Source organism: Streptomyces sp. PA03-6a (assembly GCF_033792765.1).
Taxonomy (GTDB): Bacteria; Actinomycetota; Actinomycetes; order Streptomycetales; family Streptomycetaceae; genus Actinacidiphila.
In genome coordinates, this window is record NZ_JARAVK010000002.1 from 57,395 (window position 1) to 83,704 (window position 26,310).

At 71.4% G+C, this 26,310-nt stretch carries 29 protein-coding genes; 17 read left to right on the forward strand and 12 right to left on the reverse strand.

All coding sequences use genetic code 11. From position 1 onward, the window contains the following. The first annotated feature begins 28 nt into the window (after positions 1-28). The 3 genes from PV350_RS00865 to PV350_RS00875 are packed head-to-tail and all read left to right on the forward strand — an operon-like array spanning position 29 to position 1,697. Positions 29-676, forward strand: coding sequence for an RNA polymerase sigma factor (locus tag PV350_RS00865; protein WP_499509774.1), 648 nt, complete (start codon positions 29-31; stop codon positions 674-676). Beyond that, positions 667-1,326 (forward strand): Asp23/Gls24 family envelope stress response protein, encoded by a 660-nt coding sequence (locus PV350_RS00870; RefSeq protein WP_499509775.1) that lies wholly within the window; start codon positions 667-669, stop codon positions 1,324-1,326. The genes PV350_RS00865 and PV350_RS00870 overlap by 10 nt, the downstream gene beginning before the upstream one ends. After that, on the forward strand, positions 1,323-1,697 hold the full coding sequence (locus PV350_RS00875) for an Asp23/Gls24 family envelope stress response protein (protein ID WP_499509776.1): 375 nt from the start codon (positions 1,323-1,325) through the stop codon (positions 1,695-1,697). Before PV350_RS00870 ends, PV350_RS00875 begins: the two co-directional genes overlap by 4 nt. Positions 1,698-1,756: 59 nt before the next feature. Here the strand turns inward: PV350_RS00875 and PV350_RS00880 are convergent, their stop codons facing one another. Together PV350_RS00880 and PV350_RS00885 are read right to left on the reverse strand one after the other, a co-directional pair. Next, positions 1,757-2,158 carry a hypothetical protein gene (locus PV350_RS00880; RefSeq protein ID WP_500332505.1) on the reverse strand — a complete coding sequence of 134 codons (402 nt, stop codon included), beginning with the start codon at positions 2,156-2,158 and terminating at the stop codon, positions 1,757-1,759. A 161-nt stretch (positions 2,159-2,319) separates the two neighbouring features. Then, on the reverse strand, positions 2,320-2,526 hold the full coding sequence (locus PV350_RS00885) for a cold-shock protein (protein ID WP_499509778.1): 207 nt from the start codon (positions 2,524-2,526) through the stop codon (positions 2,320-2,322). Positions 2,527-2,812: 286 nt separating this feature from the next. On the opposite strand from PV350_RS00885, the gene PV350_RS00890 reads away from it, so the two are divergent. After that, a complete protein-coding gene (locus PV350_RS00890; RefSeq protein ID WP_499509779.1) occupies positions 2,813-3,064 on the forward strand; it encodes an SCO5918 family protein in 252 nt (83 codons plus the stop codon). A 13-nt stretch (positions 3,065-3,077) separates the two neighbouring features. Here PV350_RS00890 and PV350_RS00895 read toward each other — a convergent pair whose 3' ends face one another. From PV350_RS00895 to PV350_RS00905, 3 genes are read right to left on the reverse strand one after another with little or no spacing between them, the layout of a single operon-like run. Further along, a complete protein-coding gene (locus PV350_RS00895) occupies positions 3,078-3,509 on the reverse strand; it encodes a DUF5994 family protein (RefSeq protein ID WP_499509780.1) in 432 nt (143 codons plus the stop codon). 1 nt (position 3,510) lies between these two features. After that, positions 3,511-3,762, reverse strand: a complete 252-nt coding sequence (locus tag PV350_RS00900; protein WP_499509781.1) for a hypothetical protein — start codon at positions 3,760-3,762, stop codon at positions 3,511-3,513. Positions 3,763-3,797: 35 nt separating this feature from the next. Then, positions 3,798-4,592, reverse strand: coding sequence for a hypothetical protein (locus PV350_RS00905; RefSeq protein WP_500332506.1), 795 nt, complete (start codon positions 4,590-4,592; stop codon positions 3,798-3,800). A gap of 308 nt (positions 4,593-4,900) precedes the next feature. On the opposite strand from PV350_RS00905, the gene PV350_RS00910 reads away from it, so the two are divergent. Both PV350_RS00910 and PV350_RS00915 read left to right on the forward strand, forming a co-directional pair. After that, entirely contained in the window at positions 4,901-6,190 is a 1,290-nt protein-coding gene (locus PV350_RS00910) for a tachylectin-related carbohydrate-binding protein (RefSeq protein WP_500332507.1), read from the forward strand. Positions 6,191-6,313: 123 nt separating this feature from the next. Beyond that, positions 6,314-6,670 carry a VOC family protein gene (locus PV350_RS00915; protein ID WP_500332508.1) on the forward strand — a complete coding sequence of 119 codons (357 nt, stop codon included), beginning with the start codon at positions 6,314-6,316 and terminating at the stop codon, positions 6,668-6,670. A gap of 142 nt (positions 6,671-6,812) precedes the next feature. Here PV350_RS00915 and PV350_RS00920 read toward each other — a convergent pair whose 3' ends face one another. Together PV350_RS00920 and PV350_RS00925 are read right to left on the reverse strand one after the other, a co-directional pair. Continuing rightward, complete coding sequence (locus PV350_RS00920) at positions 6,813-6,986, reverse strand: hypothetical protein (RefSeq protein WP_500332509.1); 174 nt, start codon at positions 6,984-6,986, stop codon at positions 6,813-6,815. A 171-nt stretch (positions 6,987-7,157) separates the two neighbouring features. Beyond that, positions 7,158-7,466, reverse strand: coding sequence for a hypothetical protein (locus PV350_RS00925; RefSeq protein WP_499509787.1), 309 nt, complete (start codon positions 7,464-7,466; stop codon positions 7,158-7,160). A 162-nt stretch (positions 7,467-7,628) separates the two neighbouring features. On the opposite strand from PV350_RS00925, the gene PV350_RS00930 reads away from it, so the two are divergent. The 7 genes from PV350_RS00930 (at position 7,629) to PV350_RS00960 (ending at position 15,282) form a co-directional block, all read left to right on the forward strand. Continuing rightward, positions 7,629-8,624 (forward strand): helix-turn-helix domain-containing protein, encoded by a 996-nt coding sequence (locus PV350_RS00930; protein WP_500332510.1) that lies wholly within the window; start codon positions 7,629-7,631, stop codon positions 8,622-8,624. Between the two features lie 894 nt (positions 8,625-9,518). After that, complete coding sequence (locus PV350_RS00935) at positions 9,519-10,151, forward strand: SDR family oxidoreductase (protein ID WP_500332527.1); 633 nt, start codon at positions 9,519-9,521, stop codon at positions 10,149-10,151. Positions 10,152-10,963: 812 nt separating this feature from the next. Further along, on the forward strand, positions 10,964-12,145 hold the full coding sequence (gene alr / locus PV350_RS00940) for an alanine racemase (RefSeq protein WP_500332511.1): 1,182 nt from the start codon (positions 10,964-10,966) through the stop codon (positions 12,143-12,145). After that, entirely contained in the window at positions 12,142-13,161 is a 1,020-nt protein-coding gene (locus tag PV350_RS00945; protein WP_499509790.1) for a D-alanine--D-alanine ligase family protein, read from the forward strand. The genes alr and PV350_RS00945 overlap by 4 nt, the downstream gene beginning before the upstream one ends. Beyond that, on the forward strand, positions 13,158-13,427 hold the full coding sequence (locus PV350_RS00950) for a hypothetical protein (protein ID WP_499509791.1): 270 nt from the start codon (positions 13,158-13,160) through the stop codon (positions 13,425-13,427). The genes PV350_RS00945 and PV350_RS00950 overlap by 4 nt, the downstream gene beginning before the upstream one ends. A gap of 65 nt (positions 13,428-13,492) precedes the next feature. Further along, positions 13,493-14,638 (forward strand): sensor histidine kinase, encoded by a 1,146-nt coding sequence (locus PV350_RS00955; protein ID WP_499509792.1) that lies wholly within the window; start codon positions 13,493-13,495, stop codon positions 14,636-14,638. Further along, a complete protein-coding gene (locus PV350_RS00960; protein WP_500332512.1) occupies positions 14,635-15,282 on the forward strand; it encodes a response regulator in 648 nt (215 codons plus the stop codon). The genes PV350_RS00955 and PV350_RS00960 overlap by 4 nt, the downstream gene beginning before the upstream one ends. Before the next feature lie 181 nt (positions 15,283-15,463). Here the strand turns inward: PV350_RS00960 and PV350_RS00965 are convergent, their stop codons facing one another. From PV350_RS00965 to PV350_RS00980, 4 genes are read right to left on the reverse strand one after another with little or no spacing between them, the layout of a single operon-like run. Continuing rightward, positions 15,464-16,657 carry an ABC transporter permease gene (locus PV350_RS00965; RefSeq protein ID WP_500332513.1) on the reverse strand — a complete coding sequence of 398 codons (1,194 nt, stop codon included), beginning with the start codon at positions 16,655-16,657 and terminating at the stop codon, positions 15,464-15,466. Next, the gene (locus PV350_RS00970) at positions 16,654-17,367 is read right to left on the reverse strand and encodes an ABC transporter ATP-binding protein (protein WP_499509795.1); all 714 of its coding nucleotides are present in this window, start codon (positions 17,365-17,367) and stop codon (positions 16,654-16,656) included. Before PV350_RS00970 ends, PV350_RS00965 begins: the two co-directional genes overlap by 4 nt. Then, a complete protein-coding gene (locus PV350_RS00975) occupies positions 17,364-18,488 on the reverse strand; it encodes an efflux RND transporter periplasmic adaptor subunit (protein WP_499509796.1) in 1,125 nt (374 codons plus the stop codon). Before PV350_RS00975 ends, PV350_RS00970 begins: the two co-directional genes overlap by 4 nt. Then, positions 18,472-19,068, reverse strand: a complete 597-nt coding sequence (locus PV350_RS00980) for a hypothetical protein (RefSeq protein WP_499509797.1) — start codon at positions 19,066-19,068, stop codon at positions 18,472-18,474. Before PV350_RS00980 ends, PV350_RS00975 begins: the two co-directional genes overlap by 17 nt. Positions 19,069-19,192: 124 nt before the next feature. Here PV350_RS00980 and PV350_RS00985 point away from each other — a divergent pair, with 124 nt between their 5' ends. Both PV350_RS00985 and PV350_RS00990 read left to right on the forward strand, forming a co-directional pair. Further along, a complete protein-coding gene (locus tag PV350_RS00985; RefSeq protein ID WP_500332514.1) occupies positions 19,193-19,921 on the forward strand; it encodes a response regulator transcription factor in 729 nt (242 codons plus the stop codon). Continuing rightward, positions 19,918-21,714, forward strand: a complete 1,797-nt coding sequence (locus tag PV350_RS00990) for a sensor histidine kinase (protein ID WP_500332515.1) — start codon at positions 19,918-19,920, stop codon at positions 21,712-21,714. Before PV350_RS00985 ends, PV350_RS00990 begins: the two co-directional genes overlap by 4 nt. 49 nt (positions 21,715-21,763) lie before the next feature. Here PV350_RS00990 and PV350_RS00995 read toward each other — a convergent pair whose 3' ends face one another. Further along, positions 21,764-22,339 (reverse strand): TetR/AcrR family transcriptional regulator, encoded by a 576-nt coding sequence (locus PV350_RS00995; protein ID WP_499509800.1) that lies wholly within the window; start codon positions 22,337-22,339, stop codon positions 21,764-21,766. A gap of 126 nt (positions 22,340-22,465) precedes the next feature. On the opposite strand from PV350_RS00995, the gene PV350_RS01000 reads away from it, so the two are divergent. Both PV350_RS01000 and PV350_RS01005 read left to right on the forward strand, forming a co-directional pair. After that, on the forward strand, positions 22,466-23,314 hold the full coding sequence (locus tag PV350_RS01000; RefSeq protein WP_499509801.1) for an SDR family NAD(P)-dependent oxidoreductase: 849 nt from the start codon (positions 22,466-22,468) through the stop codon (positions 23,312-23,314). A gap of 952 nt (positions 23,315-24,266) precedes the next feature. Then, positions 24,267-26,216 (forward strand): N-acetylmuramoyl-L-alanine amidase, encoded by a 1,950-nt coding sequence (locus PV350_RS01005; protein ID WP_500332516.1) that lies wholly within the window; start codon positions 24,267-24,269, stop codon positions 26,214-26,216. Positions 26,217-26,310: the final 94 nt, after the last annotated feature.

The window sequence follows — 26,310 nt, forward strand, 5'->3', positions numbered from 1 at the left end:
CGTAACACCGCAGGGAGGAGGTGCGGTCATGACGCACAGCGCCGGCACTTCCCCGCGCCGATCGGCCGCACTCGGCACGCCCCCGGGTCCCGTTCCCCCAGGCCCCGTTCCCCCGGGCCTGGCCGACGGCCTGCCGTCCGCGCCGGACGACCTGCTCGCGACCCGGGCCGGCGAAGGCGACGAGGAGGCGTTCGCGATCCTGGTGCGGCGTCACAGCCGCCCGCTGCTCGCCCTGGCCTTCCACACGCTGGGCAACCTGCAGGACGCCGAGGACGCCGTTCAGGACGCTTTCATCAGCGCCTGGCGGCGCCTGCCCGATTTCCGTCATGGCGCGGCGTTCAGGACCTGGATGTACCGCATCACCGTCAACCGCTGCCTGAACTCCCTGCGCCACCGGCCGGCCCCGGTACCGTTGAACTCGGTGGCCGAACCCGCCGCCCCCGGAATGCGGAGCTCGCCGGCGCGGGCAGCCGAACAGGACGCCCTCACCGACGCTCTGGCCGGTGCGCTCGGCGCGCTGGAACCGCAGCAGCGCATCTGCTGGATCCTGCGGGAACTGCACGGACTCCCCTACTCCCAGATCGCCCACGTCACGGGCACCACCGAGCAAACGGTCCGCGGGCGACTGTACCGAGCACGACGAACCCTGAAGGAGGCACTGGGCCCATGGCGCTAGACGACCATCCCCCCCGGCCTCCGGCGGACGGCTGCCCTCTCGACGAGGTCCGCCGTCACACCGGCGACGAAGTGCTCACCTGCGGGCGCACTCTCAGCCACGCCTGGGAGCAGGCCAGGGACACCGGTCCGCCCGTGGACCCCCACCTCGCCGAGTGCCCTTACTGCCGCGATGCCGTCGACGGCCTGGCCGCACTGGACAGGGCGACGCAGGCGCTGCGGGAGCAGGAACCACCCGGCACACAGAGCCTCGTCTCCCGCGTCATGGACATCGTCCGTGACGAGGTACTGCTGGGGCCGATGCTCCCGCTGGGCGACCCCACGCGCACTCTGCGGATCGCCGAACACACCGCGGCCGGCGTGCTGCGGAGCGCCGCGGACTCGGTACTCGGCGTCACGACCGCCAGTTGTCGCCTCACCCGGGCCGACGAGCCGACGGGCATACGCGTGAGCATCGCTCTGGCCGCCGCTCTGAACCGCCCTCTGCCCGAGACAGCGGCACTGGTGCGACACGCGGTACGGGACGCCGCCCACAACGCGCTGGGCCTGTTGGCGGCCGCGATAGACGTCACGGTGATCGACGTGCACCACGCCGCATGGTCGGCGAGCATCTCGGAGCCCGCGCAGGGCGGGCTGGAACCCGACCCATGACAGGTTGCGACCCTGCCGACATTCGCCAGAGCGCCGCTGAGGCCGCCCTCGGGGTCGACGGGGTGCTCGGCTTGCAGCCCACTCTCGCCAGCCGTCTCGCCCGAGCCGCTTCACGCCCGGTTCCGGGAGCAGCACACGAGAGGTTCGCCTCGCCGCTGTCGGGCATCCGCGTGGCGTGCGACCCGGACGGCTCGGGCTGGCAGGTGGAGATACGCTGCGTCCTCGCCGAGGGTCACCGGGCCGTGGACGTCGCCCGCACGGTCCACGACCGGACCCGGGCGTCACTCATGCCGCTCGTCACGGCCCACGGGAGCGGGGAGGCCCTCACCGTGACCGTCACCATCACCCGGATCGCACGGACACGTGCGTGATCCGGCCCCGAATGGGCCCGCGTCCATCGTGTTGCTGCGAGACGGCGTCGAGAGACTGGCTAGGGATTCGTCTCCCGCTTCCCACGCGGAGGCCCGCCAGACGGCTCCTGCGGGTCCACCCCGGTGGTTTCCGAGGCGTCCTCCGTCCCGCTGGGACGTCCCGAGGGGCCCCGTCGCCCCGTGTCCTGGATGCCCCTCTTGCCGGACTTCCCCGACCGTTCCTCGCCGCTGCGGGAGATGCCTTCCACGGGCGTGCCTTCCAGCGAGTCCTCGATGTCCTGCCGACTCGGCTCGCGGTTCTTCCCGCCCGGCGCATAGGTGTCCGGGTGGAAGGAGCGATGCGCGCTCGGGTTCTCCTCCTGACGGGTCGCGTCCACATCCTGCGACCATCCGTGCTGGTCATCGCCCTTGGACCGGCTCGGATTCGCGCCCTGCCGACCCTTACTGTGCTTCTTCTCCATGACGGCCTTCCTTCATCAACCCCCAGAGGAATGATTGACCTATCTGCAACCCTGCCCAATATTCGACACTCAAACGGGCAGGCCTGGGGCCACAGGGCCGGGGAATGCGGAAGGGGCCGGCCCCCGAAGGGTGCCGGCCCCGACCCTGATGCTTTCCGACGTCAGCCGATCGGAACGATGTTCTCGGCCTGCGGGCCCTTCTGGCCCTGCGTGACGTCGAAGCTCACCTTCTGGCCCTCCTGGAGCTCGCGGAAGCCCTGGGTGGCGATGTTCGAGTAGTGGGCGAAGACGTCAGCGCCGCCGCCGTCCTGCTCGATGAAGCCGAAGCCCTTTTCCGCGTTGAACCACTTAACGGTGCCAGTTGCCATGATGAAGCATCTCCTTCTGGAGCAGTTGCCTGAAGTCCACACTGCGCGGACTCCTGTCGCCGCAATGACCCTCCGGAAGGACCGGAAAAACAAAAATGCACCTGTGGGTCAGGTGCACATGACGTTCATGGGTACCAAAACTGCAACACATAAAAGCTAACACAGATGCTCCGCCGGCGGTGGATCACGGAGACCGAATTATTCGTGTCCTTCTCCTGTCGCTCCGGCGGCCTCACTGTGCAACGCTGACTCCCCGAGGTACATCCGACCATCGTGTGGAGACCCAGTGCGCTGCATCATCGCCGGTTACCCCTTCGACCTCACCCCCAGCGAGGTGCAGCAGGCCATGAGCGGCGTCTCCCCCGAACCCCTGGCCGGCGAGTCCGTACGTATCGGGCAGCAGTACTACCCCGTCAAGCAGGTGGGCGCCGTGATCACCCGCCAGGACCGACGGGACTTCACCGCGGCCGAGGTCACACGTGCCATGACGCGCCTCGGATTCGCCTGCCACACCGTTACCGCCGCCACCGACGTCTGACCGTCGGCGGCCCTCACCTCGGCGGGCACCCGGCGCGGGCGCCGTCGGAAGTGACGACGGAGTCCATGAGGCGGCACGCGTCATCAGGCGTCGCGCCCGGAGGCACGACCAGGAGGTCGCAGCGGCCGACCCCGTAGGACACCAGACAGATCGTGTTCGGCCGCGGGGTCGCGGCGGCCCGGTTGATGTGTATGTTCCGGCCGCCGAACCGGAACTCCTGTGGCCCCATGCGCCACATCGGACCGCTCACCGTGATGCGGCTGATGCCGGGCCAGCGTTCGTCCAGGGCCGCCAGCAGACCGGGCAGGCCCTTGCCGAGATCGTGCGTCCGCGGCCACCACACGCCGTCCAGCCAGTGCGGCCCCAGGTCGCGCCGGACCAGCCTGACCCGGACAGGCCCCTCTTCGGCCCCCGGGCGGGTGGCCTGCATGCTGCCGATGGGCACCTCAGCCACCCGTCCGTGAAGCGGCGGCGAGCCACCGCTGGAATCCGCTGTGCCGCTCCGGGGTGTGGGCGGTGTCCACCGTCAGATGCAGTCGGGTGCCACTGCCCGTGACGCCGGCGGGGTAGCTGCGTTGTTCGGTGCTCGCGAACCACGTACGCAGTACCTCGGCCACGCGTCGTGCCACTTCCGGTGAGGCGGCGGTGATACGGACCTCGGCAAGTTCGCCCTCCGGGAGCGATGCGTCGGTTCCCATGTGTGTCTCCAGTCTTCTCGCGACGGACCCGCGGCTCACCGGCCGCCTTCGCCCTCACACGCCGTTTCCTGGCCGTGGGTTTCCGGAGTAGCGGCCTGCTCGTGCTTCTTTCGCGTGATCCACGCCGCCGCGGTGGTCCGATCGAGAGGACGAAAGCCGCGGGCCAAAGCGAGTTCGGCGGCACAACCGGTCGCCCGAATCGTCGTCGCGGCCATGACGCCGCCTTCCGGCCCGGCTGGTTGGCCGGGCGCGCCTGATCCGACGACGACGCCAACGCTGATGCCAACGCACGAAATGCCTTCGGTGCCCCCACCGTACTCCTGATTACCGACGGTCAAGGTCGTTATGGCTCTGACCAGCGAGAACGGAGGCTCCACCCCGTCTGAGGCCGGTGGACCGCCCCGGCCGGCCCCATACGGGACCGTTCCTTCGACGACCACGGCCTCGACATGGCCCTCGGCTCCGTCGGCGTACTCGCGCACGAACGTCGCGGCGTCCCCCTGGGGGTGCTCGTACGCGGGACCGGACAGCTTCGCCAGCCCCTCGACGTCTCCCGCCTTGAGCCGCTGTACGTACACCTTGATGAGGGTTTCCACCTCGTCGGCCGTCTCCGCCACATCCGGGTAGTCCGATTGCCCGGCCCGGACCGTCACATCGACTCCCGGCGAATCGGCGAGCGTGTAGGGCGTCCGGAAGAACGCCGCCCAGACACCGAACGCGATGCCGGCGACGGCCACCAGGAACACCGCCCCGGCTACCGGAACGGTGCGGCGCAGTCCGAGCTTCTGTCTGATGTTGAGGTCGGCCGCACGGGCATGCGGAAGTTCCACACCTCGTGGTCGCACGCTTCCCCCCATTGCGAGACGGTCGCGGTGATCTTCACATGGAATTGGTCTGTCCGCGACGGTCCAGGCCGCATGCCTGACCTCCCAGCGCGCCCAGCGCGCCGTCAGGACGCAATGGGCCAGGGCCGTTTACGTCCATTCGTCTTCTCTTCCAAGCCGCGTGACCTGCGGCGAAAGTAGTTCCTGCCACCGGGCGTCACACCCGAGACATCCTTCACAGCTGCACCTGCAGGGCAGCTGTTTGGGCCGGGGTGTGCCTTCGCCCCCTCGAACCACCCACCGCAGGAGAAATCATGAAGCTGGGCCATGCCGTCCGTCGTACCACCGCCGCCGTGGTCGCCGTCAGCGCGATGTCCCTCGGATTGGTCGCGACCACCGCCGGAGCCGCGCACGCCGTCGCGTCGTGCAGTGGTGACGTGTCGATGTACGGCACGCTGTCCGACGGCCGGCTGACGTACACGCAGATCGAGCCGAACACCGGCGACCGCGTCAAGACGCTCATCGGCCCGAACCTCGGCTTCACGCCCAAGACGATGGCGGCCCTCAACTTCAACACGGTGCTGGTCACTTCGACCACCGGCAACCTCTACCGGGTCGACGTGCAGACGAACAACACGTCCCTCACGCTCGCGGGCGTCGTCAAGATCTGGGACGGCGGCTGGACCTTCGACAAGTTGGTCTACGACGGCGCCGGTCACCTCTACGGGACGGTCGACGGCCAGCTCCACCAATACTTGGTGTCGCAGGCCAAGCCCGCAGGGTCCGCCCACATAGGCCAGCACGTCGTGATCGACACCGGCTTCGTCCTCAAGACCCTCGCCGCCGCGGGCGACGACCGCATCATCGCCTCGACCTCGGACGGCCGACTGCTCAGCTACAAGATCAACGGCGTGAACGACTGGGACAGCTCGGTCCTGAAGCCGAGCGGCTGGTCGGCGGTGGACTCGCTCTCCTCGCCGGGCGGCGGCCTCTACTACGGCCGTACCAACGGCGGCATGTACTGGTACCACGACTCGGACCCGACCGACGGTGACGGCAGCGACATCGCGTACCACTCCGACGACCCGGTGGACGCGTCCGGCTGGACGCAGAGCCTGCTGTCGGCCTACGCGAACAACTGCGCCTACGTGGCGCCGGCGCCGCCCAAGTCCGTCCAGGGCGGCACCATCTACCGCAACGAGGTCATCGCCCGGGCCAAGGACTGGTACAACCGCAACATCCAGTACAGCCAGAGCGCCTACGCCACCGACGTCGACGGCGACCACTCCTACCGCACCGACTGCTCCGGCTTCGTCTCCATGACCTGGCACCTCACCACCTCGCTCACGACCGAGACCCTCCCCAGCGTGAGCACGCAGATCAACAAGGCCGACCTCAGGCCCGGTGACGCGCTGAACGACTACTCCGACCACGCCGTCCTCTTCGCGGGCTGGAAGAACCAGGACGCGGGCACCTTCTACTACTACGCCGAGGGCAGCACGGCCACGGACATGAACTACTCGACCGCGAACGTCTACAGCGGCGACATCGGCGGCCACCCGGCCTCGTCGTACGTCGCCCTGCGGTACAAGAAGATCGCCTGACGCCCCACCCGACGCCTCGAAGGCCCCGCCGATCCCCGCGGGGCCTTCGAGGCGTCCTCGACCCGGAGCTCCGAGCGCTTCAAGCGCCTGCGTGCGAAGGGGCGGCAGGCCTACACTCGGAAGATGACCTTGGAATGGGAACAGGTAATCGTTCACTCGGTGAATCCGGCGGCCTTGGGGCAGTGGTGGGCCGAGGCTCTCGGCTGGGTCGTGGTCCACTCCTCCGACGACGAGTTCGAGATCCGGCCGGAGCCGGATCGCATGCCAGGGTTGGACTTCGTCCGGATCAACGAGCTCAAGCAGGGCAAGAGCCGGCTGCATCTCGACTTCAGGCCCGATGACCAGGACGCCGAGGTGGCCCGTCTCGAGGCCCATGGCGCCAAGCGTGTCGACATCGGCCAGGGTGACCAGTCGTCGTGGGTCGTCATGGCGGACCCCGAGGGCAACGAGTTCTGTGTCCTCGGCAACCGACGTCAGTGAGAACCCCCGCGCCTGACACCGATCCACTCAGGCGGACCGTGGCGGCCGACTCCCACCAGCCGTAAAGGGCGGCGCCCCTTCGCTTCGAAGGAGCGCCGCCCTGTGCACGGGCCGCAGCGAGTGGCTGTCGGTGGCGGGCGGCCTACTGCCAGCCGGCGTCCGCCGGGGTGACCTGCCAGCCGGCGTCGGCGACGAGGACGGAGGAGGACGGAACCGCGTCGGCCGTGGACCGGGGCGTGACCACCGGGGCGGCGAGAGCCGCGGCGACGACGAGAGAGCAGACCGCGGCGACCTTGGCGAATCGGTTGCGAAGCATGCCTGTGTCCGTTCCTTCCGGAGGAGAGATGCGATGTCCGGCCCGCCCTCGCGTCCCGCGGTGACGCTCGGCCCGGCCGGTGACCAATAGGTTCGTCGCAGCTCAAGCCTGTGGAAAGGCTTCGGGGATGGACGGAAAGGGCCTTGGACTGATGCGTCCACACGGGCCGGTTCAGTCCACCGTCTCGGGCAGGAAGGCCAGCGGCATCAGCGGCACCCCCGCGCCGGTCAAGCGCGCCGTGGCCAACTGCGGCACGTCGCGCAGCAGTCGGCGGCAGACCCGAAGGGCCCGTTCCTCCGCCTCGTCGAGCCCACCGGCCAGCAGATAGAAGCCGAGTGTGAGTTCGGAGGGAGGGGTCGGGTGCACGGCGACGTGCTCGACGCGGTCACGGGGGACGATCGCCGATCGCACCAACGCCTTGACGTTCTGCGGCAGCTCCTCGTCGGAGGGGAGTGCCAGATGTGCATGGACCAGGTACATGCGCTCCAGAGTCTCAACCGAAATCGTGAGCAAGTCCGTTTGAACACTGGACCGTTGGGGCCCTGGCCGGTTCCGTCCTGCCTCCGTGACGATCCCCCGTCGCTCTGCGAAGATCGCCGTCGAACAGGGGATGCCGTACGCAGGAAAACCAGGGGGAACCAGATGCTGACCGCTCTCGGACTCGATTCCGTCGCGGAGACGGTGTACCGCGCCATGCTCAGAGACCCGAACGCCGGTGTCGCGGGCCTCGCCCACGCCGTGGGGCTCTCCGTGGAAGAGGTGGGCGAGGCCCTCGACACCCTGAGCGAGCTGGCCCTGGTACGCCCTGCCGCCGGGGACGCGGGCCGCCTCCGGGCCGTCTCACCGGACGTCGGCATGGAGGTCCTGATGGGCCGCCAGCAGGCCCAGCTGGCGGCCCAGCAGCAGCGCCTCGAAGCCTCGCGGGCCGCCGCGGCCCAGCTCATCTCCGAGTACGCCGAGCTCCGTCCCGCCACCAGCCATCCCGGGGTGGAGCATCTGGTGGGCCTCGACCGGATACGCGACCGGCTGACCGTGCTCACCCGCGAGGTACGCGAGGAATTCCTGACCTTCGCCCCTGGCGGTCCGCAGACCGCGGAGAACATGGCCGCCTCGCGGCCGCTCAACGAGGATCTGCTCGACCGCGGGGTGCGCATGCGCACGATCTACCTCGACAGCGTCCGCACCCACCGGCCCACCGTCGAGCACGCCACCTGGCTGGCCGGACTGGGCGGCCGGATCCGCACAGCCCCGTCCCTGCCGACCCGGATGATCATCATGGACCGGCTGACCGCCATGATCCCGGTCAGCAGCGACGACACCGCCGCGGGCGCCGTCCTGCTGACCGGCCAGGGCACGCTCACCGCGCTGTGCGCGCTCTTCGAGACCACCTGGGAGGCCGCCCAGCCGCTCGGCGAGATCGCGCCCACCGACCCGCACGGGCTCACCGGCCAGCAGGCGACCACCCTCCGGCTCCTGGCCGAGGGCCACACCGACGAGGCGATCGCCAAGCGGCTCGGGGTGTCACACCGCACGGCCCGGCGGATCGCCTCCGAGCTGATGGACCGCCTCGACGCACGCAGCCGTTTCGAGGCCGGCGTGCGCGCCGTGCAGCGGGGCTGGCTACCGGCCAGGTTCTGAGGCCCAGGCCGCAGGCACCGGCCTGGTGGGCCTTTGCGGCGCGTCGGCCCCAAGACCACGGCGGACGGCGTGGGGGGTGGCTACGCTCGTGATGTTGTCCGCGGCCACCACCGCGGGCACGGCCCGAGGGCCCCGATGGCGACACGGGGCCCTTCTCCATGTCCGGGCGGCCCCGGCCAGGGGGCATCGTGAAACACAGGCCGGGGCCGCCGCTCAGGGGGCGATTGCGGCCGGCGGAACCGCTTCGGGAGCCCGCCCGGCCCCGTGCACCATCACCACACCCGACCGGGCGGGCGGCTCCGGAGGGTCGCCTAGCCTCCCAGGCCCTACCGAAACCCCGGGGGGCGAAACCCTTACGACGCAAGGCCTGCCCGCTCCGGAGCGATACACGCCAGGCGGTCCCCGGGAATTCCCCGCCGATTGGCGACGCGAAAAACGGAGGTCCCCGTCCGAGGGGGGTTACGTTCTACCCCCGGTGGGCCTGACCCCGGGTGGAGGAGAGCTCTTCCGAAGCGTATGCGCGGATGGTGCTCTGGATGTGTCACCGCCCCGGCCACCAGGGCCGGAGCACATCCGCCTAGGGACGCACGCTTGCCGCGCAGGGGTTTCGGCGCCACCGGAATTCCCGAGGAACGCTCCCTCAGGTGCGATCGATTTCACCGACACTTCCGTATCGGAATTCGGGCCCCGCCTGAGATGAGCGACACATCGCTGACGTTTCGCAAGGCATTCGGCGGCGCCACCGTCACTCCTGCATCCCCACCCCCTTTCGGAGATCATTGTGCAGAATCCCGCTTCTTCCCCCGACCGTAAGATCATTCTGGTGACCGGTGCCTCGAGCGCATCGGAGAGGCCACCGCCCGGCACCTGGCCGCCGCCGGGCACCAGGTCGTCCTGGGTGCACGGCGCGTGGACCGCCTCCACCAGCTGGTCGACGAGCTCACCAAGGCCGGCCACCACGCCGAGTACGCGCAGCTGGACGTCACCGACCTCGACAGCGTCAAGGCTTTCGCCGACGCCGCGCTCGCCCGCCACGGACGCATCGACGTCCTGGTCAACAACGCCGGCGTGATGCCGCTCTCCTTCATCGAGGAGCTGCGCGTCGACGACTGGAACCGCACCATCGACGTGAATCTGCGCGGCGTGCTGCACGGCATTGCGGCCGTCCTCCCGAGCATGCGCGAGCGTCGGTCCGGGCACATCGTGAACGTCGCCTCCACCGCCGCCCACCGGGTCGACCCGACCGGGGTCGTCCACTGCGCGTCCAAGTTCGCCGTGCGCGCCGTGTCCGACGGCCTGCGGCAGGAAAGCGCGGACCTCCGCGTCACGGTCGTCAGCCCGGGCCTGACCCACACCGAGCTCACCCACTCAGGTGGCAACGCTGACGTGCAGGGCGCGCTGCGAGCGGCACTCGACGCCGTCGGCGTCGACGCCTCGGCCATCGCCGAAGCGATCGGCTACGCGATCGCACAGCCCGCCGACGTCAACGTCAGCGAGGTCATCGTCCAGGGCACGGCCCAGGCCTGACGACCCACCACCCGGCGTCCTCTTCAGGCTGCTCCCCGCCTGGGACGACTCGAATGCGCCGAAAGCCCGCACGTACGTCTGCTCGACCAGGCCCTCCGCTGCGGCGCGGTCATCGGTCAGGTGGATCGCCGCGGCGTACAGCCGGTCGAGAAACGGCATGGCTTCGCGATCGAACCGGGCGACGACGTCGGACGGGTGCGCCGCGTCGGTGCCGTCAAGGGCGCGGGGACGGCGGGTGGCCGCGGGAGGCCTGGTGCGGGAGGGGGCCTGGCTCATGGCTGCCTCCCGGAGGCGGACGGAGTCGTGAGCCGCCGATGACGGCCTCCGCCGTGGATGTGTCGCATAGCCGCTGATCACCTTTCTGAAGCCCCGCCCCGGCTCAGGTGGCCAGGGCCTTGACACATCCAGGGCACCATCCGCGCTGAAGGCCGGGAAGCCCACTGCTCACCCCACGGTCGGCTCCACCGGGGGTACAGCAGACCCCCCGACCACACGGGACGCCCCCCGGCGGCGGGGTGACGGAGCGGTCTTCGCTCTCGTCTTTCGGTGGCGGCCGCGTTCAGCCGAAAGTCGTAGCGACGCCCCAAGAGGTCCGACTTCCGCCCGAAGCGGACGGTCATCGGCTCTTCATAGCCTTCCTGGCATGAGCTCCGGCTCGTGCACCGCATCCGCGGGCGGCCTCGCCCGGGCTGCAGGGCCGGGCCGAGCGCCCGGACCAGCGGGGGCTCGAACCTCACCCACATGCGGCGATGCCCTGAGCCTTCCCGGTCGCAGGGCACCGGCCTGACTGTGACACCTCCGAAGGGCACCCCATGCACTGCGTTCCACCGATCGGTTCCGCCGTCCGTACCGCCGACCCACTCCGTACGCTGCCCGGCCACCGGACCGGGCCCGAGCTGCGGGTGGACCTGACGGCGGTCGCCGCGAACACCCGGGTCTTCGCGGCGCGCGCCGCCCGCGTGATGGCCGTGGTCAAGGCCGGCGGCTTTGGACACGGCGCGGCGGAGGCCGCTTCCGCCGCCCTGGGCGCGGGGGCGACCTCGCTCGGCGTGACGTCCGTCGAGGAGGCACTGCACCTCAGGCGCGCGGGATTGCGGGTGCCGATCCTGAGCTGGCTCAATCCGGTCGACGCCGCCTTCGAGGAGGCGCTGCGGGCGGGTGTCTCACTGGCCGTTCCCGGGCACGAACACCTGGCCGCCGTGACCCGTGCCGCGTCCCGGACGGGCCGGACCGCCGAGGTCCACCTCCAGGTGGACACCGGGATGGCCCGCGAGGGTGCCGACCCCCGGGAATGGGCCGACCTGTGCCGTCTTGCCCGGAACGCGGAGCGTGCGGGCCTGGTCCGGGTGGTCGGCGTCATGAGTCACCTGGGCTGCGCGGACACCCCGGGCGACCCGTGCACCGACCAGGCCCTCGAACTGTTCCGGGCTGCGACGGTCACCGCGGCGGAGGCCGGTCTGCGGCCGGCCCTCCGGCACGTGGCCGCCACCTCGGCGACCCTCACCGATCCGCGGACCCGGTTCGACCTGAGCCGTGTCGGCGCCGGGCTCTTCGGCATCGATCCGACGCGGACGACCCCGCTGCGGCCCGCGCTGACGCTGACCGCCCCCGTGGTCTCCGTCCGCACGGTCACCGCCGGGACCCGGGCCGGCTACGGGCACACATGGAGCGCCCGCCGCGGCACCCACCTGGCACTGGTGGCGGTCGGATACGCCGACGGGCTTCCCCGCGCCGCTTCCGGCCGGGCCGAAGTGCTCCTCGCCGGGCGCCGCCGCCCCGTTGTGGGCCGGATCTCCATGGATCAGATCATCGTCGACACCGGCGAGCACCCGGCCGCCCCCGGCGACGTCGCCACCGTCTTCGGCGCCGGTGACCAGGGCGAGCCCACCCTCCGGGAGTGGGCCCGCTGGTCCGGCATCATCGAGCACGAGATCGTGACCGGCCTGGGCGCGCGACTGCGCCGCACGGTGCAGCAGCCGGCGGTGGCCGCATGATCCCCGCGTCCGAGGCCCGGCGCGTCCGGGTCGCCGTGATCGGCGGCGGCCGCAGCGACGAGCACGAGGTGTCCCTGGCCTCCGCCGCGTCCGTCGGCGCGGCACTCGATCCCACCGCCTACGACGTGCTGTCGCTCACCATCGGGCGGGACGGTGTGTGGCGGGACGGCGCCGGGCACCCGCTGGCGGGCACGCCCGCGGCGAGCCTGTCCGCGGCCCTGACCCTGCTCGCCGGCTGCGACGTGGTGTTCCCCGCGATGCACGGCCCGCAGGGCGAGGACGGCACGCTCGCCGCCCTGCTCGACCTCGCGGACCTGCCGTACGTCGGCGCCGGTGTGCGGGGCGGCGCCCTCGCCATGGACAAGTGGGCGACCAAGCTGGTGGCCGAAGCCGTCGGCATCGCCGTCGCACCGGGCTTCCTGGTCACCACCGGCGACGCCGACCAGGTGCGCTTCCACGGCCCGGTCGTCGTCAAGCCCGTCGCCGCGGGGTCCAGTCACGGCGTGGCCCTCGTCACCGAGGCGGCGGAGCTCGCCCCGGCCATCGCCGCGGCGCTCCGGATCGACGACCGGGTCCTGGTCGAGGACCTCGTGAGCGGACGCGAGGTCGACCTCGCCGTGCTGCAGCGCGCGGACGGCCGTCTGACGGTCGGACCACCGCTGGAGATCCTGCTGGACGACGGCCGCCTCTTCGACACGGAACAGAAGTACGACGGCGGAGCCCGGTTCCGCATACCCGCCGCCCTGTCCGCCGACGAGCTGGACCGGCTCACCGAGGCGTCCCTCGCCCTGTTCACCGCGCTGGGCTGCCGCGGAGTGGCCCGCTGCGACTTCTTCCTCACCCCCGACGGTCCCGTGCTGAACGAGGTCAACACCATGCCCGGCATGACCGCCCAGTCCCAGGTCCCCAAAATGTTCACGCACCAGGGCCTGGGCTACCCCGCACTGCTCGACGAACTGGTCCGCGGGGCGCTCGCCGCACCTGACCCGTCCTCCCCGGCGCAGGTGCGGCCGTGACCGGGCAGCACCGCCTCACCACCGACCAGGGTCCCGGCGCCGCCGCGATCCACCACGAGAGCAACGGAGGGCACCACCGCATGCACCACCTGCTGCGCACCGCCCGTGTCTACGCCCAGACCGTCTTCGACGTCGTCGTCCTGGGCACGGGAACGGACGACATCCACACGAAGCCGGAGCGCACACCGCCCCCGCCCCCGGCGCCGGACGCGGCCACACCGATGGTGCGCGCGGATGGATCCGGGTCTTCCGGGGCGTATCGGTGACACTGGAGGCGACACCCGGAGCGGTTTCCGCTCGGCAGGCGAGCGGAAGTGGAGACGACGAGAACGTGGGCACCACAGCGGACGGCGTCTTCGAACGGGCGGTGCGGGGCATCGGGTGGCTGGCGGCCACCGGGGCCCTGCTGGTCCTGGGCATCCTGGACGTGAGCCTGAACCAGGCCCATCCGTACACCGTCCTCCTGGCGATCGTGGTCGCGCTGGTGACGCCGCGGCTGGCCGCCGTCCCCTTGGGTACGGGCGCGCTGTGGCTGGGGGCGCTCGTGCTGCTGGCGACGCTCACCACTCCGCCGGCCGACTACAGCACCGTGCCGTTCGGGTTCACCGCCGCCGCCGTGACCATCCTGGTCATCGGGGTGACCGCATGGCGGGCCGAGCCCAGACGCGCCTCCTTCGCGGTCATGCTCCTGCTGGCGGGGCTGGTGCTCGAACCCCTGAAGTCCCACCAGCGCATCGCCCTGGCCCTGGCCCTGGCCCTGGCGCTCGGCGGCGTGATCGCCGCCGCGACGGGCCTGTCCGTACGGATGCTCCAGACCAACCGCCAGCGCCAGGTGACCGCCGCCCAGCTGGCCCAGCGGACGGGCATCGCGTCGGACCTCCACGACTACGTCGCCCATCACGTGACCGGCATGGTCGTGCTCGCCCAGGCCGCGCAGACCGTGGCGGCGAGCAAGCCGCAGGCCGTGCTTCCCGCCCTGGAACGCATCGAGGCGGCCGGCGACGAGGCCATGACGGCCATCCGCCGCATGGTCACCCTGCTGCGCGAGCCCGACGCCCAGGCCCGGCTGTCACCACCGGGCACGATCGCCGACATCGCCTCCCTCGCGGGACACTTCACCTCCGAGACCGGTCCTGACGTGAGGCTGCGCATCGAGGGCGACTTCGACGACATCGCCATCGACGTCCAGTCGGCGGTGCACCGGGTGGTCATGGAGGCCCTCACCAACGTGCGCAAGCACGCGGACGCGGTCCGCACCCTCGACATCCAGGTGCGCCGCCAGGACCGGCCCGACGTGGTGACCGTCGAGGTCACCAACGACGGCCGCAGCCGTGGCGGCCACCACCCCGACGGCGGCTACGGCCTGGCCGGCCTGCACGAGCGCGCCGCGGCACTCGGCGGTTCCCTGACCGCCGGCCCCCGGCTCCCGGAGGGCTGGAGCGTGCAGGCCCGGATCCCCACCGGGGGCGCACGATGACCATCCGTGTGCTGCTGGCGGACGACCAGGCCATGGTCCGCACCGGGTTCTCCCTCATCCTCGGCGCGGAGGACGACATCGAGGTCGTGGGAGAGGCGAAGGACGGCGTCCAGGCCCTGGAGATGGCCCGCACGCTCAACCCCGACGTCGTCCTGATGGACATCCGCATGCCGCGCATGGACGGCCTCCAGGCCCTCCGCGAACTCAACCGCCCCGGAGCCGGCGACGCCCCCAGGATCGTGGTCGTCACCACCTTCGACGACGACGAGTACGTCTACCGGGCACTGGACAACGGAGCCTCCGGATTCCTCCTCAAGGACTCCGGCCCGGCGCTCCTGACCGAGGCGGTGCGCGCGGCGTACTCCGGGGAAGCCCTGGTCAGCCCCGCGATCACGATCCGGCTGCTGCGCGGCATCAAGCCGCCCCGACCCACCGCGCCGGAGGCCTCCGACCTGTCCTCCCGCGAGACGGACGTCGTCCGGCTGGTGGCCGAGGGCAAGACCAACGCGGAGATCGCGGCCGAACTCTTCGTGTCCCTGGGAACGGTCAAGACCCACCTGGGCAACGTCCAGACGAAGCTCTCCGCCCGCAACCGCGTCGAGATCGCCCTGTGGGCCTGGCGCACGGGCCTCGCCGGCGGGTAGGGCCCGACCGGGGTGGCGTGTGCTGCGGCGCCCCGCCGGTCTGCGCACCGCCGCGGTCGCAGTCCTGGTCGTCCGGCTCCGTGCACGACCGGTCGGGGCGAACGGTCATCCGCTCGGTGTTCGTTCAGAGCGGGGGCAGGCCGTCCTCATAGCCCTCGACCACGTAGTGCCGCAGTCGGCGTCAGACCGCCGCCAGGGCCTGTGTCGGGGGCAGGCGCGAGGCGCGCAGGGCGGGGTAGACGCCGGCGGCGGCGCCCACGGCGATCGCGCCGGCCATGCCGGTGGCGAGGGCGAGGGGCGGCAGGACGGGCGGCCAGGACTGGGAGATCGCGTATGCCGCGGTGCCGGCCGCTCCGAGCAGGGTGCCGCTGAGCCCGCCCAGCACGGACAGCATGACCGACTCCGTCAGGAACTGCCCCCGGATCTGGCGGCGGTTCGCGCCGAGGGCGCGGCGCAGACCGATCTCGCGGCGTCGTTCCAGGACGGAGACGAACATGGTGTTGGCCACGCCGATGCCGCCGACCAGGAGAGCGACACCCGCGAGACCCAGGAAGAGGGCGGAGAAGGCGTGCTCGGTGGCGCGCTTGGCGGCCAGGGCGTCCGAGGGCCGGCTGACCTGGACCAGTCCGGGCAGTTCGGGGTTGACGGAGTCGGGCAGGACCGCACGTACCGCCTCGATCCGCGACTCGCGTGCCTTCACGTAGACCACCGTGGGATGCCCGTCGAAGGCCAGGACGTCGCGCGCCGCGTCCCAGCCGACCAGGACGGAACTCTCCAGATCGGGGGTGAGCGGCATCGGGTCGAGGATGCCGATCACCGTGAACCGGTGCTCGCCGATGGTCACCAGCGGCTCCCGTCCCGGGAGGACCCGGTCGATCCCGAGCCGCGACGCGGCGCGCGTGCCGAGGACGGCTGTCGGGAAGCGCTCGGTGGCCCGGCCGAGGAAGTGGCCCGCGCGTACGGTGCCGCCGACGGTGGTCAGCAGGTTGGTCCTGGCGGCGAGGACGGTGATCCCGATGGAGTCGTTGGGGTCGGACAGGTCGGAACGCCGCACGGTAGCGTGGGTGTTGGCGACGGCGGTGGCGCTGGTCACCGGGCCGATGCGGGCCGCCATCGCGTCCGCCGCTTCCGGCAGCCGGGCCTTCTGGTCGGCGTCGGGCTGGGGCTGGGCGCGCAGCATGTTGGTGCCGAGCGCGGACAGTTCCTCCATGAGCGCCCGCTGGCTGGACGCCGGGATGCCGGTGACGACGACGAGCGTGGCGATGCCGATGGCGATGCCCAGGGCGGACAGCGCGGCGCGGGTCCTGCGGGTGCGCAGGCCCAGCAGTCCCAGCCGCAGGACGTCGAGGGGGGACAGCCGGATCGGTCGGTTCATGCCGGGCTCCCGGCGGTCGTGCGGGTGGCGGTGTCCGAGGCGACGCGGCCGTCGCGCATCTCGATGCGGCGCGGCATGCGGGCGGCGATGTCGCGGTCGTGGGTGATGACGGCGATGGTGGTGCCTTCCTGGTTCAGTCGCGTGAGCAGGTCGAGGACGGCCTGGCCGTTGGCGCTGTCCAGGGCTCCGGTCGGTTCGTCCGCGAGGACGAGGGCAGGTTCGTTGACCAGTGCGCGGGCGATGGCGACCCGTTGGCGTTCGCCGCCGGACAGTTGCTGGGGCAGGTGGCGGGTGCGGTGCGCCAGGCCGACCCGGGCCAGCGCCTCCTCGGCGCGGGGGCGGCGCAGCCGGGACGGCACGCCGGCGTAGAGCAGGCCGGTGGCGACGTTCTCGGTCGCGTCGAGGCCGTCGGTGAGGTGGAAGTGCTGGAAGACGAAGCCCAGCAGCCGTGCGCGCAGCGCGGACAGCCGCCGGTCGGACAGGCCGGCGGCGGCGTGGCCGGCGATCTCGACCGTGCCGCTCGTGGGCTGGTCGAGGGTGCCCATGATGTGCAGGAGTGTGGACTTCCCGGAGCCGGAGGGGCCCACGATGGCCAGGAGTTCCCCCTCCTCGACGGTGAGGGTGACCCCGTCCAGGGCCGTGACGTCGCCCGGGTAGGTCTTGGTCACCTCGTGCACGACGAGGGCGAGGGCGGGTTGCCCGGAGCTCATGAGGAGGTCACCACCGTCATGCCCTCGCTGACCCCCGTGCCGCGCACCTCGACCAGGCCGTCGGCGAACACGCCCGTCTCCACGGCGATCAGGGAGGAGTCGGGCCGCTGCAGGGCGTAACCGCCTTCGCTGAGTGCGAGGAGCGCGGTGACGGGGACGGCCAGGACGCCCTTGCGGTCGGTCGCGGTGAAGCGGACCTGGACGGAGGCGGAGTCCAGGGCCTTCACGTCCGTCGCCCGCTGGGGGGTGATGGTGACGGCGACCGTGGGCGGGCCGGTCTGGGCCGTCTGCTCCTCGCCGGAGCCGCCCTGGACGGCACGGGCGACGGTGGTGATCCTGCCGGGGATCTCGCGGCTGTCGGGCAGCGTGATCGTCACGCTCTGCCCGGTCCGGAGTGCGCCGACCTCGGTCGCGTCCACGCTGACCGCCACCGACTTCGCGGTGGTGGTGTACGTCAGCAGTTCCCCGGCGACCGGGTCTCCGAGGGCGGCGGTGACGGTGTTGACGCGCGCCCTACCCGGCAGGACCAGCGCTTGGCCGGGCTTCAGGGTGCCGGTCGCCGTCTGGCCGGTGTCGTGCTGCCAGCGTCGGAGGGCGGCGCTGAGAGCGGGGGTGAACTCGGAGCCGCCGGTCGTGAGACGGGAGGGGCCGCGGTCGGTGGTGTACCCGATGTCGTAGCCGAGGGCCCGCAGGTTGTCAGCCAGCACCGTGACGTCGTGGCCGTGCAGCCCGGGCTTGTCCAGTGCGCGGAAGAAGGGGGTGTCGCCGAAGAAGACGGTGACGGGCCGGTCGTCCACCCAGTACAGGGGTTTGCCGCGCGCGGCTGTCGTGCCCGGGACAGGCAGTTTGGTGATCACTCCGGTGCCGTTGCCCTTGAGCGTCCGGAGCGGGCCGTAGCCGAGGGTGCCGGGCAGGGTCCGGTCGGTGGAGAGGTCGGTCCTGACGACCTTGACGGTGTGGAGCGGGATCGGGCGTTCCGGCGCGGTCTGCGGGCTGCCGTGCCGCGCGCTCCAGGCCGCGGTGGCCCCTCCCGCGCCACCGGCGGTCAGGAGGACGGCCAGGGCCACGGTGAGCCGGCGCCGGCGCCGTCTGGGGAGGCGGTGGTCAGCGGTCCTTGCCACCGAAGGCCTCCATCGTGCAGCTCTTGTCGACCTTGGTCTGCTCGGTCTCGCTCATCGTGGTCTGGCCGTCGTAGGTCCAGCCGGAGTTGTCGGGCAGCGCGACGACCTTGAGCCCGTGGGAGTTCAGGCACGTGACGTAGGCGCGGTAGTCGTCGTCGTAGTGCGGGTTCCTGTCGCGGTCCAGTTCGGGGGGCTGCAGGGGGAGTTTCCCGGCACAGGTCTTCTGCGCGGCCCGGGCGGTGGGGCTGTTGTCGTTCTGGTCGATCGAGTAGGGGCCACGGGAAAGGATCATCTTGTGCCCGTGGTCCTTCAGGCAGGTGGCGTACGCGTTCCAGTAGCGGTCGCGTTCGGCGTCGGAGCTGTCCAGGCGCAGTTGCGGACGGCCTTCCTCGGCGCTTCGTGAGGGCGCGGCACCGGACGCCGTGGCGGACGGCGAGCCCGTCGCCAGGGACGCGACGTCGCGCTTCCCGGACTCGGCGTCGGTGTGCCCGGCGGACCCGCCGCACCCCGCGAGGAGGGTGGCGCACGCGAGCGCGGCGGCCGCGCCGAGGCAGCGGTGAGGGAGACGTGAGTGGGTCATGCCGCTGGATCGTGGCCGACGAATGTCAGCATCCTGTCAGGAAGTGTTCGTGATCCGGTGGCCCCGGTGCGGACGCCGCCCGGGGCGCCCGAATGCGCCACTTGGCCTACTTATACTCCCGGTCATGAGCGCCCACATATTGGTTGCCGAGGACGACGAGAAACAGGCGGAGCTGCTGCGGGTGTACCTCGAACACGAAGGGCACTCCGTGACCGTCGTCCACGACGGGCGCGCCGCTCTGGAGGAACTGCGCCGCAATCCCCCGCAGCTCCTCGTGCTGGACGTGATGATGCCGAGGGTCGACGGGCTGGACGTCTGCCGCATCCTGCGCCGCGAGTCCGACCTGCCGGTCCTGATGGTCACCGCCCGCTGCACCGAGGACGACCTGCTGCTCGGCCTCGACCTGGGCGCCGACGACTACATGGCCAAGCCGTACAGTCCGCGGGAGCTCACCGCCCGGGTGCGCACCCTGCTGCGCCGTGCCCGCCCCGCCGCGCCCCGCGTCCCCGAACCGGAACCCGAACCGGAACCCGAACCCGAACCCGATCCGGTGCTGACCGTCGCCGGTCTGAGCATCGACCCGTCCCGGCACCAGGTCACCTGCGACGGCGCCCCCGTGGACTGCACGCCCGGGGAGTTCCGGCTGCTGGAGACGCTCGCCGCCCAGCCGGGCCGGGTCTTCACCCGGGAGCAGATCCTCGGGCACCTGCACGGCACGGGGCGCTACTTCACCGTACGGACGGTGGACACGCACGTCATGAACCTGCGCCGGAAGATCGAATCCGATCCCGCCCGGCCTGTGCGCCTGCTGACCGTCTACGGTGTCGGCTACGTCCTGTCCGACAGCGCGTGAACGCCCGCTTCCACCGCAGCCTGGTCGTGCGGCTGCTCGCGCTGTCGGTCCTGATCTCCGTGTGCTCGATCGCGGCCACCGCCTGGCTCGCGGTCCGCACGACCGCCCGGGCGATCCGGCAGGAGCAGGGCCAGGCCATCTCCGACGACTCCCGGATCTACGAGGCGCTCGTGGCCAGGGCCGCCACGCACGCCGACTGGCAAGGTGTGCAGGCGCTGGTGGACCGCCTCGCCGGGGAGACGGGACACCGCGTCGTCCTCACCACCCAGGACCGCCGGCCGATCGCCGACTCCGACTCCGACTCCGACTCCGGCCGGAGGGCCCCGTTGCCCGACCGGGCGTCGGCGACGGTGGACGCGCTGTCCGTCGACGCCGGCATCTCGGGCTCACGTGGCAGCGACCGCATCGACTCCCGCGCGGTCGGCCCGTTCCGCCTGACACCGGCGGAGCGCACGGAACTGACCGCCCTCGCGCAACGCCGGGTCAACTGCTTCGACCGGATCCCGGGCATTCGCGCCACCATCGCCACGGCCCCCAACGGACGACCCCGCGTGGACGCGCCGGGCTACACCGGAAGCAGGTGCGCCAACGACGCCCTGGACCGCCCCACCCGTACCGAGGCCCGTGCGCTCGCCCAGCTCGACACCCTGGTCGGCACCTGTCTGAGCCGCCGCGGCAGCGGTCCGGTACGGCTCGCGCCGGACCTGACCTGGACGGGCACGGGAAGCCGTACCCCTGTGCACGATCAGCTGGTCCCCTCGTGCCTGGACAGCGCCCGCCGCGAGCAGCTCGCCTCGTACGTCGCCCCGGCCGCGCTCCTGTTCATCGGCTCCCCGGACCAGGCCGCCGCCGTCTCACCGTTCGACCTGTCCGCACCCAACCGCCTCCGCATGGCCGCGGTCGTCGGCAGCGTGCTGCTGCTCACCGTCGCCGTCACCGTCGGCCTGGGCCTCCGGCTGGTCAGGCCGCTGCGGGCCCTCACGACGGCCGCCCACCGCATGAAGGCGGGTGACCTCGCCGCTCGCGTCCAGGTGACCGGCAAGGACGAGATCGGCCGGCTCGCCGAGGTGTTCAACGAGATGTCCGGGCACCGCGCCGAGCTGGAACGGCTGCGCACCGAGATGGTCGGTGACATCGCCCATGAGCTCCGCACCCCGCTGAGCAACATCCGCGGCTGGCTCGAAGCCGCCGACGACGGCGTCGTCCCGGCCGACCGCGCCCTCGTCGGCTCGCTCCTCGAAGAGGCGTTGCTGCTCCAGCACGTCGTGGACGACCTCCGGGACCTCGCCGCCGCCGACGCCGGAGCGTTGCGGCTCCACAAGGTGCCGTGCGACGTCGCCGAACTCCTCCAGCAGGTCGTCACCGCCCACCGCGGACGCGCCGACCACGCCGGCGTCGGCCTCTGCGCCGAGGACGGCGTCGGCCTCGGCACCGTCGACGCCGACCCGGTCCGCCTCCGTCAGGCTGTGGCGAACCTCGTCTCCAACGCCGTCCGCCACACCCCGTCGGGCGGCACGGTCACGATCCGGGCGCACCGGGACGACGACACGGTCGTCATCGCCGTGACCGACACCGGCGGCGGGATCCGGCCCGAGGATCTGCCCCGGGTCTTCGACCGCTTCTGGCGTGCCGAGAAGTCCCGCAACCGCGGTACGGGCGGCAGCGGTCTCGGTCTTGCCATCGTGCGCAACCTCGCGCACGCGCACGGGGGTTCCGTCACCGCCGAGAGCACCTACGGCGAGGGCTCGCTGTTCACGCTGCGTCTGCCGGCCGGAGGTGGGCGTCGGCGCTAGGCCGTGCGGGCCCGGTTGCCTCCGGACCGGGCGGAGCCGGACCGCACCTTCACGTGCCGTTCGCCGCCAGGGCCTCGACACCCGCGCGCAGGAAGGTCATGGCCGCGACGACGTCGTCACGTGTCGGCGTGGGGCCGAGGGAGGAGCACAGCGCGGCCGCCGCGGCGGCCGTCATGCGGGCGTCCCTCTCGTCGGGAGGCGTGTCCATGTCCTCGACCAGGCGACGTGCCCCGGTCTCGACGATCTCGGCCATGCGCGCCTTGTGAGGGCCCAGGAGCTGGGGGTTGAGCGCGAGCATGCGCTCGGTGAGTGCGCTCAGTTCCTGCGGGTGGTCCAGTTCGCCGTACAGCCAGTGCTCGACGGCGTCGATGATGCTCCAGCCCGGTTCGCGCTCGCTGATGGCGGCGTGGAGTCGTGCTTCGAGCGCGTCGAGGTGGGCCAGCGCGAGGCTGAGTTTGGTGGGGAAGTACAGGGTGACCGTGCGCCGGGAGACCTCGGCCCTGTCGGCGATGTCGGTGATCGTGGCGGCCTCGTAACCGCGTTCGGCGAAGAGTTCGTGGGCGGCGCGCAGGATCGCCTCCCGCTTCCTGTGCTTGTTGCGTTCCCTGAGCCCGTCCGCCGTCATGAGCCGGACTCTACCATCCGGGCAATTTTGCACTCGATGCAATCATGCCTACAGTGTAGGCATTCGGATGATCGGTACGGGAGGAAGCCGACCGCGGTCGCACGGGGGCTTCCCGGAGGAGTGGGCATGGATCGACCGCTGGTCGGCAGGATCGCCGTCGTCACCGGCGCGAGTCGCGGGGTGGGCAAGGGGATAGCGCTCGAACTGGGCGCCGCCGGTGCGACGGTCTACGTGACCGGGCGCAGCGTCACGGCCGGCCCGCTGCCCGGCACGGTGAGCGAGACCGCCGACGAGGTGACCGCGCTCGGCGGCAAGGGGGTGGCCCTCGTCTGCGACCACCGCAGTGACGAGCAGGTGGCGGACGTGTTCGCGCGGGTACGGGAGGAGTCCGGGCGGTTGGACCTGCTGGTGAACAACGTCTTCTCGTCGCCGGACCTCGGGGCGTGGCTCGGCAAGTCGTTCTGGGAGTTGCCACTCGCCGCGTGGGATCAAGTGCTGGACATCGGCACACGGTCGCACTACGTCGCGAGCGTCTGCGCGGCGCCGTTGCTGTTCGCGGCAGGACGGGGGCTGATCGTCAACATCTCGTCGGCAGGCGCACGCCAGTACTCCCACACCACCGCGTACGGCGTGGGCAAGGCCGCGCTCGACAAGATGACGGCGGACATGGCCGTCGAACTGCGCCCGCGGGAGGTCTCCGTGGTGTCGGTGTGGCCCGGCCTGGTCCGGACCGAGTTGGTCGACGCCGCCGCGCGCGCGGCCGGCCACGGCCGTAGCGAGATCGAGCTCCCGGGCGAGGGCAGGTTCGACGTGGGCGCGGCGGAGTCGCCGCGTTTCGTCGGGCGGGGCGTGGTGGCGCTGGCAGGCGACCCCGCGGTGGGGGACCGCTCGGGAGCCGCGGTGTCGACGAGCGACCTCGCACTCCACTACGGCTTCACCGACGTGGACGGTTCCATGCCGTCCGCCGTGCAGTAGTCCGTGCCACTTCGGCCCGGTCCGGTCGTGGCGTCAAGGTTCTATACAGCACCGCGCTTCACCTGATCGGATGGTGGAGCCGTTGCGGGTAATGCCCCCTGCACTGTCGTGGCGGTGCTTCGCCGAATGTGCGCAAGCGGAAAGTCAGTGGGGAAGGTTCGTCGTGCCCGGCATCGTCTAAGAGAACACCATCGCAGTCGTACCGTTTCGGCACGATCCACGCGAATCCCAACGTCGACGGTTTCGGCGACCGAATTGACCCTTGGCGGCCGGTCACATGCCGGTCGGCCGTCAGGAGTTGCAGGGGTTGACGCCTCTCCGGCCACGGCAGGGTCGGCTCAGCCGACGCCCGCCATCCCGCCCTCCCCAGGGGCCGGAGATCGTCGTGCCACCTGCACGGCAGAGGGCCCGCAACACCACTGCGGCGTTGCGGGCCCCTGATCGCGCACGCGCGACGTGCCGCAGCCGCGGTCGAGGGCGGCCACGGGTGCGAGCCCGCTCCCCCGTGCTCCGCGGCGCCTTCGCACAAGCCCCCCGACGTCCGGCGTCAATGTCGTGCCCGCCGGACGTCGGGGACCAAGAAATGTCATCTGCGTGCCTCGTGGCAGAAATTACCGGCGGGGGTGGACAAATGACGCCCGCACGCTCCCGGCGGACTGACGGCGCGAAAGACCCAACCGGCCTGCCCCCGAAAAGGATTCACGCCACGTTCACAACTTCCGGGAATTCTCCCGGTGGCACTGTCTTCTTTGATTCCGTCCGCCGCGCTCTGCTAGCGTCACCAATCGTCCTCAGGTCGATTGCGAGCGAACGCCGGACGCGGTTCGGCGCCGACAGACGGCAGGCACACCTCCGCAGGGAGTCCGGAGTGCCTCGCAGAACGGCTCATGCCGTGTCAGTCAGCTCGCCCACAGGGCGACATGACCGTCTCAGACACACTCGGGAATAATTGATGACGACACAGAGAACGACTCGCCGGCGGCATGCCGAACGGCGTCGGCCGGTGCTGCTCGCGGCCGCGGCACTGGCGGTGGCCGGTGCGGTGGCGGTGCCGGTGGTGGCACAGGCGACGGGCGAGAACTCCCCCTCCACCTCCACGCGGCAGGCCGACTTCACGGCCGCGGCCGCGGAGTTCGACGTGCCGGAGCAGGTGCTGCTCGCGGTGGCGTACCAGGAGTCGGCGTGGGACGCGCATGCCGGGCAGCACAGCACGGATGGCGGCTACGGGCCGATGCATCTCACGGATGTCACGCCGTCGATGCTCTCCACCGGTGACGCCGGCATGGCCGGCCGGGCGGACGTGGCCGAACTGGCCGCGGACCCGGCGCTGCACACGCTCCAGGCCGCGGCGAAGCTCACCGGCCTGTCCGTGAAGGACCTGCGCGACAACGCGACGGCCAACATCCGTGGCGGGGCCGCCCTGCTGGCGTCGTACCAGGAGGCGACCGGCGGAAAGGCTTCGGCAGCTCCGGACGACTGGTACGGCGCGGTGGCCCGCTACAGCCAGTCCACGCAGCGGCAGGGCGCCCGGGCGTTCGCCGACCGGGTCTACGCCACGCTGAAGAAGGGCGTGAAGCGCACCACGGCCGACGGTCAGCGGGTGGCGCTGGCGGCCGGGCCGGGAGTGACCCCGGCCACCGGCCAGCTGGACCGCCTGCGCCTGACCTCGGCGGCGACGACCGACACCGAGTGCCCCACCACCGTGGACTGCACCTTCGTGCCGGCCGCCCCGTCCAACGGTCAGGTGTCCAACCGCCCGGCCAACGGGATCCGGATCGACTCGATCGTCATCCACGACACCGAGTCCTCGTACGAGTCGGCGATCGCCACGTTCCAGACGGCCGGCGGGAGTTCCGCGCACTACGTGATGCGGTCCGCCGACGGCGCGGTCACGCAGATGGTCCCCACGAAGGACCTGGCGTTCCACGCGGGCAACTACTCAACCAACATGCACTCCATCGGCATCGAGCACGAGGGCTACGCCGCGCACGGGGCGACCTGGTACACCGAGGCCCAGTACGAGGCCACGGCGGAGCTGGTGACGTATCTGGCCGAGCGCTTCGACATCCCGCTCGACCGGCAGCACGTCATCGGTCATGACAACGTTGTCGGCCCGACGTCGGCGACGGTGTCGGGCATGCACTGGGACCCGGGACCGTCCTGGGACTGGGAGCACTTCATGGCCCTGGTCGGCGCCCCGCTGACCGGCAGGCACGGTGTCGGCCAGGTCGGCAGCGTCGTCACCATCGCCCCCGGCTTCGCCGGTAACCGGCAGACCGTCCAGATCTGCCCGTCCGACGACCCGACCGGCGCCACCCCTGCCTGCACGGACGTCGAGCAGCCCGCCAACTTCGTCTACCTGCGCACCGCGCCGAACGACACCGCGCCGCTCTTCGGCGAGCAGTCCATCCACCCCGGCGCCGCCGGGACGAACCGGATCAACGACTGGGGCAGCACCGCCCAGGCCGGCCAGCAGTTCGTGGTCGCCGGCAAGCAGGGCGCCTGGACCGCGATCTGGTTCAGCGGCAGCAAGGTCTGGTTCCACAACCCGAAGGGCCGGAACACCGTCCCCGCCCACGGCGTGACCGTCGTCAAGAGCGGCAGGACCTCCGACACCCCGCCGGTAAAGGTCTACGGCTCCAGCTACCCGGACGCCGCGGAGTACCCGGCCGGGTACGGTGCCTCCACCCAGGCCCCGCTGAGCATGTACACCATCCCGTCCGGCCAGGCGTACGTCGCCACCGCGCCGCCGGCCCTGACCGACGACTACTTCAAGGCCGACGGCAAGGTCGTCTTCGGCGCCAAGAAGATGTACACCGTCCAGTACAACCACCGCACCGCGCTGGTCTACGAGGGCGACGTCACCGCCAAGCGCCCGGTCAACCCTCCCAGCCACGGCTGACGCACGGCACGGCACCGCATCCGTGGTGGTGTCCGGGGCATCCGCGCCCCGGGCACCACCACCCGCGCTCGTCGCACAGCCCGTCCGGGCCGTC